This window comes from Nonomuraea guangzhouensis (assembly GCF_019396345.1).
Taxonomy (GTDB): Bacteria; Actinomycetota; Actinomycetes; order Streptosporangiales; family Streptosporangiaceae; genus Nonomuraea; species Nonomuraea guangzhouensis.
Genome location: NZ_JAHKRM010000001.1, coordinates 1 through 12,055 on the forward strand (window position 1 = coordinate 1; position 12,055 = coordinate 12,055).

A 12,055-nucleotide genomic window follows, 5' to 3' on the forward strand; every position below is an offset into this window, starting at 1 on the left:
GGCCGCGACGGCGGCGGCGAGCAGGGCGGCGCCGCCGGCCCAGGCGACCGCGCGCAGCGGCCGGCGGCGGCGCGGCCGGATGGCCAGGATCCCGGGATCGGCCTTCGCCTCCTTCACCTGGGTCATTTCGCCTGGCCCAGCTTCGGGAACGTGCCCCGGCACGCCTCGTACGCCTTCTTGAACGCCGGGTCGTCCGGCTTGAAGTTGCGGGCCGTGCCCTTGGCCATGGCGCCACTGGCGTCGGGGTCGGGCATGTCGACGCCGTTCTTGCGCATGCAGGCGGCGAACTGGCGCATCTTCTCCTGGTCCTCCGGGCTGAGCTCTTTGGCGTCCCTGACGGGGGCGACGGACCGGCAGGCCTGCATCGCCTTCTTGACCTTCTCCGAGTCCATCTCCGACTTGGGCAGCGCCTGGAACATGCCTTCGCCGTTCGGATCGGGGTCGGAAACGTCGAGGCCGTTCTCGCGCAGGCACGCGGCGAACTTCCTGCTCTGCTCGCCCTTGTCCACGCTGGCCGAGGGTGACGGACTGGCCGTAGGGGCCGCCGAGGCGGTTGTGACGGAGGCGACTCCGGCGGAGCTGGGCGCCGAACCGCATCCGGCGGCGGCCAGGGCCAGCACACCGGTGGCGATGAGGATTCTTGGCTTCATGCTCCGAATGTGCCGAGCGCCGCTCAGAGGAGCCTGGGAGCCGCCTAGGAGCCCGGTAGGAGTACGCGGAAGGTGGCGCCCTGCCCCGGCACCGAGTCGAGCTCGACCTTGCCGTCGTGGGCCCGCACGATGGCGGCCACGATGGCCAGGCCCAGGCCCGCGCCGCCGTCGGTCCTGGATCTGCCCTGCCCGACGCGGTACAGCCGGTCGAAGACGTGCGGGACGTGCTGCGGCGGCACGCCAGGGCCGGTGTCGGCCACCTCGAAGACCGCCATGCCGCGCGAGGTGCCCACGCTGACGGTGACCGACGCGTCCTGCGGGGTGTGGGTGAGCGCGTTGCCGACCAGGTTGGCGGCGACCTGGCGCAGCCTGGCCTCGTCGCCCATGACCGAGACGGGCGTCAACGCCCCGCCGAGGCCGCTCAGCCTGACCTGCCTGCCGGGCACCCGGACGCGGGCGTCGCGGATGGTGTCGGCCGCCACTTCCAGCAGGTCGACGGGGTGGTGGTCCATGGGGCGTTCCTGGTCGAGCTGGGCCAGGGTGAGCAGGTCGTTGACGAGCACGCCCATCCGGCCGGCCTCCTCCTCGATCCGGCGCATCAGCTCCGGCTCGTCGCCGCCGCCCCGGCGGTAGAGCTCGGCGAAGCCGCGGACCGAGGTGAGCGGGGTACGCAGCTCATGGGAGGCGTCGGCCAGGAAGCGGCGCATGCGGGACTCGGAGTCGGTCCTGGCGGCGATCTCGTGCTCGACGCGGTCCAGCATGACGTTCATGGCCGTGCCCAGGCGGCCCGGCTCGGTGTGCGGGTCGGGGGCGGGGACCCGGCTGGCGAAGTCGCCCATGGCGATCTGGCCGGCCGTACGCTCCATCCTGGTCAGCGGGCGCAGGCCGAGCCGTACGACGGCGTCGGCGGCCAGGCCGAGCAGGAGCAGCACGAGCGCGCTGACGGCGAAGGCGATGGCGCTCGACGAGGCGCGGGTCGCCTCCAGCTCGTCGAGGGACTGCGCCACCAGCACGGTGCCACCGCCGCCGATCGCGGTCGCCTTCAGCCGCCAGGACGGCCCCGTGGTGCCGCTCACGGTGTAGGGGTCGCCCGTGTGGACGTCGTCGAGCACCGGCCCGGGGTCCGCACCACTCGGCACCGCGCTGACCAGCCTGCCGTCGGCGGAGTAGACGTAGATTCTGGCCACGGAGGCGACCCGCTTCGTCAGCACCTTCTGCCAGTCCATGGTCTGGCTTTGGGAGATCAGGCCGGCCACTATCGGCAGCTTCTGGACGGCGCCGCTCATCGTGTTGAGCTGGCTGTCCACGCGCCGCAGCAGGCTGTCGCTGAGCAGCGCGATGCCGACCACGTTGGTCAGGACGAGCGCGACCGTGGTGAGCCCGAGTATCGCCATGACGAGCCGGGCGCGCAGCGTCCACCGGCTCGGCCTCACCTCGGCGTCCTGAGCGTGTAGCCGACGCCGCGCACGGTGTGGATCAGCTGCGGCTCCCACTTGTCGATCTTCTTGCGCAGGTAGTAGACGTACGACTCGACGATGCTGGAGTCGCCGTCGAAGTCGTAGCGCCACACGCTGTCGAGGATCTGCGCCTTGCTCACCACCCGGCCGGCGTTCGTCAGCAGGTAGGCGAGCAGGTTGAACTCGGTGGGCGACAGCTCGACGAGCACGCCGCCGCGGCGCACCTCGTGGGCGGCCGTGTCGAGCTCCAGGTCGGCGTAGCGCAGCACGTCCTCGCGCGCGGCCTCGGTACGGCTGCGCCGCAGGATGGCCCGGATGCGCAGCACCACCTCCTCCAGGCTGAACGGCTTGGCCACGTAGTCGTCGGCGCCCAGCGTGAGCCCCTGGACGCGGTCCTCGACCGTGTCGCGCGCGGTCAGGAACAGCACCGGGACGCGCTCGCCGAGCCGCCTGGCCACCTCGAACCCGTCGATGTCCTCCATCATCACGTCGAGCACCACGATGTCGGGCTCGAACTCCCTGGCGGCGCGTACCGCCTCGGTGCCGGACTCGGCGGTCCTGACCTCGTACGAGACCAGTCGCAACGTCTGCGAGAGCAGGGCACGGATGTTCGGCTCGTCGTCCACGACGAGCACCCTGGCCGGTCGGTCCATGGTTAAAGGTTTACCCGAGCCACTTCAAAGCCAGCTCAAAGTCACCGCACGAAGAAGATCGGCCCGCGCGGCCGGAACGGCAGCGCCGCGCCCTGCGGCGTCGTACGCGATCACGCGCCCCACGGCAGCGGCGTCTGGTCGAGCGCCCGGATCTCCCGCTCCAGCCCGGCGGGCACGAGGCCACGGCCGTTGCCCTGGTGGCGGGCCAGGCCCGTGCGGAGCGCGCCACGGTAGTACTCGTCGAGGTCGACGCCGCCGCGGGCGGGGCGCGGCGGGCGGTCGAGGACGTCGCCGATGCCGCGGCCACGCCGCGTGGCGAGCTTCCGCATCCGCCGCAGGTCGGTGACGATCGTGTCGTAGACCGCCTCGGCCGACATGCCGGACAGCGTCGGGTCGAACAGCAGCCCTTCCGGCAGCTCGCCGACGCCCATCTCGACGAGCCAGCCGTTGATCACGTAGTCGCAGGCGACGTGCCAGATGTACGGCTCGCGCACGCCGACCCGCTCGCCGTGGCGGAGCGCGGCGTGCAGCATCTCGTGGGCCAGCACGAACCGCCATTCCTCCTCGGAGTGCCGGGCGAGCGGGTTGATGTAGATCTCGCCGGCTTCGGCGCTGACCGCGGCGATGGAGATCCCCCAGCTTCTGGCCAGCTCCACCTCCGCGACGATGTTCAGGCCGGCGGCGAGCGCGCGCAGCAGCGGGTAGGAGGAGACGAACCAGCGCAGCGCCAGGTCCCACGGCTCGTCGAGGTGCTTGCCGGCGGTGGCGCGCGGCGTGCCCGCCCGGTCGAGCGCGGCGGTGGCCGCCTCGGCGACACCGACCGCGAACATGGCCGGGAAATCGTGGTGCTCGGCCATCTCCACCGAGCAGACGCGGAAGTCCTCCTCGCCGAGCGGTTGGTACGCCTCGGGGATGCCGAGCCTGCGCCAGCGCTCCGACAGCGTGACCTCGTCCTGCTCGGGCAGTTCGGCGGGCAGCGGCGTGGGGCGGCGGCCGATCTCGAGCGTGCGCAGGAACCGGTCGACGGCCAGGCAGCACGCGGCCCGGTAGGCGGGCTCGGGGCGGTCGCCTTCGAGGTCCTTCGGCGTACAGGTGCGCGGGTCGGCGTGGCCGAAGCCGAGGTGGAGCAGCAGATGGGCGAAGACCCACGCCCACTCGGCCGCCTCGGCGCGGCGGCGGGGGTGGTGGCGGATGTCCCCGTCCTCCGTCACCACCGCCCACGTGTCCGGCGACAGCTCGCCCTCCTCCGCGGCATAGAGCCAGCAGTGGTGGACGGAGAACAGCGGGTGCCGGTCGACGAGCTGCCAGCCCTTGCGCACCTCGGCGCGCCAAGGGTCGGGCCGTTGTACCGTCACCGTCGCCTGCACGTCTTCAGAGTGACGAACGCCGGGCGGGGCGCGCATCCGGTTTTTATCCGGTTGCACCGTCGACGACGGCGTCCCTAGCATCGAGCGCATGTGTTGCCTCTGCTTCATGCGTCTGCGCAGCGACCGGGCTCGGGCCCGTTAGCTGACGCGGTGACGACCTAGGCGTCCGCTGGCGCGCCCCGGGCCCTTCGAGAGACCCATTCATCTCGAAGACCCGAGAGGGCGGCTGTGGCGCAGAATTTCGCGCACGGAAACCATTCACACACTCAGAAGAACGCCAGGAACAGCGGCGGTCGCACGCCCAGAAACCGGGCCAGGCGCACCCTGTCGCAGAATTTCCTGGTCGACCGGCATGCCGTCGAGCTGGTGGTCAAGGCGGCCGCCCCCGAAGGGCTCGTGCTCGAACCCGGGCCGGGCGAAGGCGTGCTGACCTGGGCGCTGGCCGAGGCCGGCGCCCGGGTGATCGGTTACGAGATCGACTCTCGGCTGGCCGGTCGGCTGGCTGCGCGGACCCGCGACGATCCCCGGATCGACGTGGTCAGAGCCGACTTCACGACCGTGCGGGCGCCGCGGGAGCCGTTCGCGGTCGTCGGCAACATCCCCTATTCGGTCACGTCGGGGATCGTCGGCTGGTGCCTCCGGGCGCGGGGGCTCACGTCGGCGACGCTGCTCACGCAGCGGGAGTACGCCCGCAAGCGTTCGGGCGACTACGGCCGCTGGAGCCTGGTGACGGTGGAGTCGTGGCCGTGGTTCCGCTGGCGGCTGGGCGACCGGGTCGGCAGGGAGAGCTTCCGGCCGGTCCCGTCGGTCGACTCGGCGATCCTGCGGATCGAGCGGCGGCCCACGCCGCTGATCGGGGCGGGCCGTAGCTACCAGGAGCTGGTCGAACTGGGGTTCGGCGGGGTGGGCGGCTCGCTGCGCGCCTCGCTCAGACGCCGCTACGAGGGGGTGGACGCGGCCGTCGCCGCGGCGGGCATCGCCCGCGACGCGGTGGTGGGTCACGTCCATCCCGACCAGTGGATCATGTTGTGGGAGCGGCTATGCCGCTGACGTGACGGTGGCCTTCCCCACCGGCTCGACCGGTGGGGCGAGCACCTGGGGCGCCGGGGAACGGCGGCCCCAGGGCATCGCCATGAGCAGGATCGGCAGCAGCACGATCGATGCTCTCGACCAGTCGCGGTGCAGCAGCCACCATTCGTTGTCGCCGAACTGGGTCATGTACAGGTAGCCGTATGCCGACCACAGCGAGACCCCGATGATCGCCGGCCAGGCGAACCTCGTGGGCCGGGCGATCAGGAACGGCATGAACCACAGGAGGTACTGGGCGCCCAGGCGCGGCGTGACGACCATGAAGATCAGCAGAATGGCCAGGGTCATGTCGATCGGGTCGGCCCGCCGCCAGAGCAGCACCGCGAGGACGACGCAGATGTAGATCAGGTAGGTGCCGATCTTGGCCAAGCTGGGGATCAGCGCCCAGTCGCCGCCGGTGAAGTGCGGTGTCCAGCCCCACTCTCCAATGATCGGCCGGATGTCCTGGATGGTGTCGATGACCGCGGGGATCTGCTTGAGCGACGTGCCCGCGAAGACCGGCAGCGTGACCAGGAAGAACACCGGCAGCGCGCCGGTCATGAACAGCGCGGCGACCCTGGCCCGCAGGTTGGGCAGCAGGAGCAGCATGCCGGGGATCAGCCAGATCGGCCAGCTCTTCGCGCACAGCGCCAGACCCATCAGCAGGCCGGCCAGCGCTCCCCGCCTGAGATCCAGGCGGTCGCTCGGGCCGGGCAGCAGGGCGCGGTGGAGCATGCCGCCGGGGCCCACGATCCGGCGCAGCGACGCCCGCCAGCCGTAGATCGCGATGCCGCGGCGTACCTTGGCCACCACCCGGGTCGTGACGCCGGTCCGTTCGGGCGCGCCGGGACCGCGCGCCACCACGAAGGCGGCCACGCCGAAGACCAGCGCCACCGGCTCGACCTGGCCATGGATGCAGGCGACGAGCAGGGCGAGCGGATTGAGCGCGTACTGCAGGGCGCGCAGCGACGCCTTGGGGCCGCCGGCCAGCTTGGCGACCAGCGGGATCAGCACGATGTCGGCGACCACGGTGACCAGGCGCCCGGCGTAGACCCACGGGATGCCCAGCCACAGCAGGATGCCGTAGACGTAGGGGATGGTCGGCAGGAAGTGCCAGCCGCCCTCGCTGGCCAGGACCGGGTCCTGGCCGTTCAGCACCGCCTGGCCGGCCGGCTGGAAGCTCTCCATGAAGTCGACGGGCTGCCAGGCGTCGTTGGCGGCCGTGAACATCAGGAGCAATCGCACGGCAACGCCCACGAGGACGGACACCAGCAGCGGAGGCCGCCAGTCACGCCACTGGGCGATGAGAGCGAGCAGGACACCTGCGACGAGGATGGTCCCCGTGAGAACTGCGTATTCCATGGCGGCTTCTAGCCTGCCGTACTCATCTGAGTACTTCCACCGAGGGTTCCGATTCTTATCCCTGACATGGCGGGTCGTAACGCGATAGAACATGACCCTCTGTGCTGAACTTTTCGCATGGGGGGATCGCAGGTCAACCAGGCTCTGGTAAGGCTCTATTTCGAGGTGAAAGGCGGGCTCCGTGACCCGGTTGCCGCCTGGGCGAAACTCACAGGAAATTCGCAGCTCTACCAGCAGGCCAGGGGCGGGCGACGGGTGCCGCTCGACGACGGGACCGCGGCCGAACTGACCGCAGCGGCGATCGTGCACACGGCCGCCGAGCACGGCGCGGACCGGGTGGCCGCGCTGTCCACCTCGCCGCTGGCCGGGCTGGTCGCCGGTCTCGGCGGCGCGGTGCTGACCGAGCAGTCCAACGTGCCGGACCAGTTGCTCGGCCACGGGTTCCCCGGGACGCTGCCGGAGGAGTGGCCGCACGCGGCGTACGTGCTGCTGTGGGGGGAGAACAACAGGCTCGTCCGTACGCCCGGCATGCCCTTGGTGATCGCCGGGCGTTACAAGGGACAGAAGGTCGTGGCGATCGGGCCGCACCCGACGCGCCTGTCGGACGAGACCCTGGTCGTCCGGCCGGGCACCGACGGCGCGCTGGCCATGGCCATGGGGCATGTGCTGCTCAAGGAGTTCTTCCTGGACCGGGCGGCGTTCGCCGGGCACGCCATGGAGCGTACGGACCTGCCGTTCCTGGTCCGGCTGCGCGAGCACGGCGACGCCTTCGTCGCCGGCGGCCTGGTCGGGCGGCCGGCCGAGGGACTGAGCGTGTACGGCGGCGACGCGGTGGAGGTGCTGCTGCCGCGCTTCGACGACGGGCCGGGGCTGCTGCGGCGCGGGGTGCCGGTGGTCAGCGACGGTGACGAGCTGGCGACGACCGTGTTCGACCTGCTGCTGGCGGTGTACGGGGTGGCCCGCGACGGGCTGCCCGGCCACTGGCCCGGCGGTTATGACGATCGCGGCGAGCCGTACACGCCTGCCTGGCAGGAGACGTACACGGGGGTGGCCGCCTCGCGCACGCTGAAGATCGCGCGGGAGCTGGGGGTGACGGCGGAGAAGACCGGTGGGCGGTGCATGATCGTGCCGGGGCGGCTGGAGACCAACCACGCCGACACCGCCTACCGGGCCATGCTGGCGCTGCTCGTGCTGACCGGCTGCGGGAGCGGGTGGGCGCAGGCCGGGGCGGGGTCGGCCGTCCCGCTGGTGCCGTACCTGTGCCTGCACGCCTGCGGCGAGGACGGCATGGACGTGGGGGCGCTGAGCTGGCCGCTGGCCGCGGGGCTGTTCGACCGGCGGTCGTCGCGGTCGGTGCTGCTCGAAGCGGTGCGCGACGGACTGCCGATGGCACCGTCGCCGCGCGTGCTGGCCATCCCGCGGCCGATCTATCCGCTCCCGCCCGAGATCGAGCTGCTCATCGGGCCCGACGACCGGTGCGACCTGGCGCCGCCCGACGCCCACCTGGTGGCGGACGCGGTGGCCAAGCTGACCGTCGACCACGCGGAGCCCGCCGCGCCGGATCCGGTGGCGGTCGTCAACGGGGGGCGGATGCGGCTGCTGGTCGATCACGCGTGGATGCACGAGTACGGGGAGGCCCTGCCGACGTATCGCCCGCCGGGGCTGGGCCTCCCCGTGAAGCCGACTCAACTGGTGCGTTGAGCCCTATCCGGTGAATCCTTTGAAGATGCCGGTGAACTCGTACGCCGACTGAGCGATCCCGCTGCACGTCGGCGAGACGCTGCCGTTGGGGCAGCCGCCGTTGTCCCGGCCTGCCGACCAGAAGCCGACGAAGCCGATGTGGTTGGTGTTGGCCCAGTCGCGCAGCTTGCGGGCGTCCGCCTGGGTGGTGGTCTGGCCCGTGTCGTTCTTGCCGATCATCGGGGTGACGCCGAGCAGGCGCTTGAGCTGAGCGTCGGTCTTCGACGGCCACACGCCCTTCATCTGGCCGAGCGTCGCCTGGGCGGCTGAGACCATCGCGTCGCCCCAGTTTCCGGTGTAGCCGAAGTCCATGACCATCGGGTTGACGATCACGTTCAGGCCCTTGGCGGCGGCGTCCTGCAGGATCTGCACCGAGAACGGGTCGAGCCCGTAGTCCTGTGCCTGCACGCGCAGTGTGTACCGCACGACGGTGCCGCGTTCGGCCTGCAACTGCTTCAGTGCGCTGTTGACCTTGTTCACATCGATGGACGCCTCGACGTCGACGTCCAGCTGGTTCGTGCCGACGGTGTCGAGCACCTTCTTGTAGGCGGCGAGCAGGGTCGCGGTGGTCCCGCAGTTGTGCTCCAGGTACGGGCCCTGGGCGCCGCCGCTCGCGACGACCACCTGGCCGCCCTGGGCCTGGAGTGCCTTGACGTCGTTGATGATCCTGGAGTCGGCCAGCGGGATGACCCCGCCCCAGGCCGGGTTGCAGCCCGTGCTGTCGCCGAGCACGAAGGCCAGCGTGTAGTTCTTCACCCCGGTCGCGGCGGCGGCGCCGGCCAGGGACGGGGTGTTCATGGTGATGTCGATGTACGGCGCGTAGCGGATGTCGCCGGTGGGCGGCGTGGTGTCGTTGGTGGTCTTCCCGCTGACCGAGGCCGTGTACGCCGAGCAGTTGCCGGCGGCGTCACAGGCCCGGACGCGGAACCCGTAGGTCGTGTTGGCGCTGAGCCCGGTGGCCGTGTAGCTGGTGCCGGTGACCGCCGTGGGAGCCGCGTTGTCCCTGGAGACCTCGTAGGCGGCGATGCTGCCGGAGTTGTCGGTGGAGGCGGACCACGTCACGGTCAGGCTGGAGTTGGTGGCGCCGCCGACCGCCGGGCTGCCCGGCACGGTCGGCGCCTGGGTGTCCGGGGTGCCGCCCGGTCCGTCCAGCACCACGTCATCGGCGTAGTAGGCGCCTTGGCCGTACCAGCCGTTGACGTAGACGGTCACGCTCGTCACGCCCGCACCGGTGGTGAAGGAGGTTTTCAGCTGCTGCCACTGACCGCCCGGGGCGCCCCACGTGCTGACGTCGATCCCCGAGCCCGTGGCCCCTAGGAAGATGTAGTTGCCCTGCACCCAGGCCGACAACTGGTAGGTCGTGCTGGGCTTGACCGTCACGGTCTGAGCACATCTGGCGTAGTCGTTGCCCGCCGGGGTGGCCTGCAGGGCCTTCGTGCCGCCGTGAACGGGCTGCGAAACCGCCTGGGCCGCGGCCGTGGCCGAGCAGGTCCAGCCGGATAAGGCGGACTCGAAGCCGGGGTTGGTCAGGATGTTGGCGGCTGCGGCGGGTGTGGCGTGCAGGGCGATGAGCCCCAGGGCGATGGCGGCGGTCGCCGCGAGTTTTCGCAGGTTCATGAAGGTTCCCCCTTCGAAGCCGCCCGCCGCACCGGCGGCGAGGTGCCGGTGCGACGGGGCGGCGGGCCGGGCTCGGTCAGAAGCCGGCCGTGATCCTGGTGAAGTCCCAGTTCGACTGGGCGATCCCGCTGCAGTTCGACACGACCCCGCCACCCGGGCACGGCCGGTCGCGGTTGACGGCCCAGTACGCGAGCCTGGTCAGCCCGTTGTTCCTGGCGTAGTCACGGATCTGGGTCCAGGTGGCCGTGGAGGTGAGTTCCTGCTGGTCGGACAGGCCGTTCATGCCCGAGATGCCCATGTGCGCGTACGCCTGGGCGTCCGACCAGCCGAAGGCCGTCTTGAGGGTGTTCTTCAGCCCCTCGGAGGCGTTGACCGTGCTCTGGTACATGTTCGAGCCGCCGCCGAAGTCGAACGGCATGATCGTGTAGTTGTCGATCGGGACCGCGAGCTCCTTCGAGCGGTTGATCAGGCGGGTGCCCCAGTAGGTGGGGCCGGTGGTCGAGGTGCCGAAGGTGACGACGACCTTGACGTTGGGGTTGTTCTGCTTGACGATCTTGAGGCCGTTCAGGATGCGGTCCTGGACGGCTTCGCTCTCGAACTCGTCGGTGTTCTCGATGTCGAAGTCGACCGCGGCGGGGCCGACGGCGTTGATGACCGTCTGCACCGCGCCGGCGAACGCGGCGGGCGTCGAGCAGTTGGGGCCGAGCTTGTTGCCCGACCAGCCGCCGAACGAGACCTGCACGCTGCCGCCGGCCGACTTGATGGCCGAGATGGCCTGCGCGTCGGCGCCGCCGGTCAGGGGACGGCTACCGTCCCAGGCCGCGTTGCAGCCGCCGCTGGACAGGATGAACGCCATCGTGAACGACTTGACGCCGGTCGCGCTCATCACCGTGGCGGGCGCGGGCGGGTCGCCCCAGCCCATGTAGAGGTACGGCGCGCCGGGCAGCCTGGAGCCGCTGGTGCAGCCGGTGGTCGTGCCGGTGACCGAGGCACTGGAGGCCGACTCGCCTACCGAGTTGTAGGCCCTGACGGTGTAGGTGTGCGAGGTGCAGGCGCCCAGGGAGCCGATGGTGGCCGACGTCCCGGTGACCGTGGCCCTGACCGTGCTGCCCTCGTACACGCGGTAGCCGGTGACCGTGCCCGACGACGCGCCCCACGACAGGGAGAGCGAGCTGCTGGTGGACCCGGTGACGCTCGGCGAGCCCGGCTGGCCGGGGGCGCCGGTGCCGGCCGAGGTGGTCGCGGTGACGGAGTTGCCGGCGGCCGAGAGGTTCCCGGCGGCGTCACGGGCGCGGACCGTGTAGGTGTAGCTGGTCGAGGCCGCGAGCCCGCCGTCGGTGTACGTGGTGCCGGTGGCCGTCGTCACCAGCGTCGAGCCGCGGTAGACGTTGTAGCCGGTGACGCCCACGTTGTCGGTGGAGGCGTTCCAGGCCAGCGAGACGCTGCTGGAGGTGGCGCCGGTCGAGCGGAGGTTGCCGGGCACCGAGGGGGCGGTGGTGTCGGTGCCGCCGCCGGAGACGGGCTTCCACAGGGCGGGCACCGCCGGCGGCGTCCAGTCGGGCTGGGAGGTGTGGGCCTGGATGCACTCGTAGTCGGCGCCGTTGTAGGTGACGCGGGTGCCCACGGTGTAGGCCGTCCATGCCGTCCACTCGGGGTAGGCGAAGGCCACCGCCCCGTAGGCGCTGGGCATGGCCGTGGTGAGCCCGGTGCCCAGCATGGCCAGAGCGGCGAGTAAGGCGAGGAACATGCGGCGAAATCTCATGGCATTCCCTGGTGGTGCGACGGGTCATGTCCTTGTGTCGTGCCGTACGGCTTGCGCCGGGGGGTGAGAGCGCAAGCCGTACGGCACCGGCCCGCGAGGTGTGACGGGCCACTGGGGGATGGCAGCAGGGGTTTGCTCGGTCAGTCAGGATGAGCAGGGAACGGCCACGCCGGATGCTCGTTCCCACGGCCCGGAACGCGTCGGAGATGCCGGGCCTGAGCGGACGAGGGGGGCGGCGACCGCGACATGGCTTCCTGATTCAAGATTTCTTTTAGGAAAGTTTCCTAAGAGTTGTCGCGATCGTAGCCTTGACATCCGGGTCTTACAAGACCCAAAACGGCGGAGCGCCGAAACGTGGCGCTCCGCCGAAATGACCCGC

9 protein-coding genes are annotated in these 12,055 nt (G+C 70.9%); 2 read left to right on the forward strand and 7 right to left on the reverse strand.

Annotated features, from left to right (window positions below; translation table 11 throughout):
- Nucleotides 1–122: 122 nt before the first annotated feature.
- From KME78_RS00005 to KME78_RS66950, 4 genes are all read right to left on the reverse strand, one after another.
- The gene (locus KME78_RS00005; RefSeq protein ID WP_219526598.1) at nt 123–650 is read right to left on the reverse strand and encodes a hypothetical protein; all 528 of its coding nucleotides are present in this window, start codon (nt 648–650) and stop codon (nt 123–125) included.
- Nucleotides 651–694: 44 nt separating this feature from the next.
- Nucleotides 695–2,083: a sensor histidine kinase gene (locus KME78_RS63720; RefSeq protein ID WP_219526599.1), complete on the reverse strand. Its 1,389-nt coding sequence runs from the start codon at nt 2,081–2,083 to the stop codon at nt 695–697.
- Complete coding sequence (locus KME78_RS00015; protein ID WP_219526600.1) at nt 2,080–2,760, reverse strand: response regulator transcription factor; 681 nt, start codon at nt 2,758–2,760, stop codon at nt 2,080–2,082. Before KME78_RS00015 ends, KME78_RS63720 begins: the two co-directional genes overlap by 4 nt.
- Before the next feature lie 110 nt (nt 2,761–2,870).
- A complete protein-coding gene (locus KME78_RS66950) occupies nt 2,871–4,127 on the reverse strand; it encodes a DUF2201 family putative metallopeptidase (RefSeq protein WP_308126744.1) in 1,257 nt (418 codons plus the stop codon).
- A 228-nt stretch (nt 4,128–4,355) separates the two neighbouring features.
- Here KME78_RS66950 and erm point away from each other — a divergent pair, with 228 nt between their 5' ends.
- On the forward strand, nt 4,356–5,177 hold the full coding sequence (erm, locus tag KME78_RS00025) for an ErmE/ErmH/ErmO/ErmR family 23S rRNA (adenine(2058)-N(6))-methyltransferase (protein WP_219526602.1): 822 nt from the start codon (nt 4,356–4,358) through the stop codon (nt 5,175–5,177).
- On the opposite strand, the gene KME78_RS00030 is transcribed toward erm, so the two are convergent.
- Complete coding sequence (locus KME78_RS00030; RefSeq protein WP_219526603.1) at nt 5,166–6,557, reverse strand: putative hexosyltransferase; 1,392 nt, start codon at nt 6,555–6,557, stop codon at nt 5,166–5,168. The two genes, erm and KME78_RS00030, sit on opposite strands and share 12 nt — an antisense overlap.
- Before the next feature lie 117 nt (nt 6,558–6,674).
- Between KME78_RS00030 and KME78_RS00035 the strand changes: the two genes are divergently transcribed.
- A complete protein-coding gene (locus tag KME78_RS00035) occupies nt 6,675–8,258 on the forward strand; it encodes a molybdopterin-dependent oxidoreductase (protein ID WP_219526604.1) in 1,584 nt (527 codons plus the stop codon).
- A gap of 3 nt (nt 8,259–8,261) precedes the next feature.
- On the opposite strand, the gene KME78_RS00040 is transcribed toward KME78_RS00035, so the two are convergent.
- A complete protein-coding gene (locus tag KME78_RS00040; RefSeq protein WP_219526605.1) occupies nt 8,262–9,914 on the reverse strand; it encodes a carbohydrate binding domain-containing protein in 1,653 nt (550 codons plus the stop codon).
- 76 nt (nt 9,915–9,990) lie between these two features.
- Nucleotides 9,991–11,676: a fibronectin type III domain-containing protein gene (locus tag KME78_RS65855; protein WP_219526606.1), complete on the reverse strand. Its 1,686-nt coding sequence runs from the start codon at nt 11,674–11,676 to the stop codon at nt 9,991–9,993.
- Nucleotides 11,677–12,055: the final 379 nt, after the last annotated feature.

What these genes read in the sequence shown, in the direction of transcription:
- KME78_RS00005 (WP_219526598.1), bottom strand. Translation starts at nt 650, where the DNA reads ATGAAGCCAAGAATCCTCATCGCCACCGGTGTGCTGGCCCTGGCCGCC.
- KME78_RS00015 (WP_219526600.1), bottom strand. Translation starts at nt 2,760, where the DNA reads ATGGACCGACCGGCCAGGGTGCTCGTCGTGGACGACGAGCCGAACATC.
- KME78_RS00030 (WP_219526603.1), bottom strand. Translation starts at nt 6,557, where the DNA reads ATGGAATACGCAGTTCTCACGGGGACCATCCTCGTCGCAGGTGTCCTG.
- KME78_RS00035 (WP_219526604.1), top strand. Translation starts at nt 6,675, where the DNA reads ATGGGGGGATCGCAGGTCAACCAGGCTCTGGTAAGGCTCTATTTCGAG.
- KME78_RS00040 (WP_219526605.1), bottom strand. Translation starts at nt 9,914, where the DNA reads ATGAACCTGCGAAAACTCGCGGCGACCGCCGCCATCGCCCTGGGGCTC.
- KME78_RS65855 (WP_219526606.1), bottom strand. Translation starts at nt 11,676, where the DNA reads ATGAGATTTCGCCGCATGTTCCTCGCCTTACTCGCCGCTCTGGCCATG.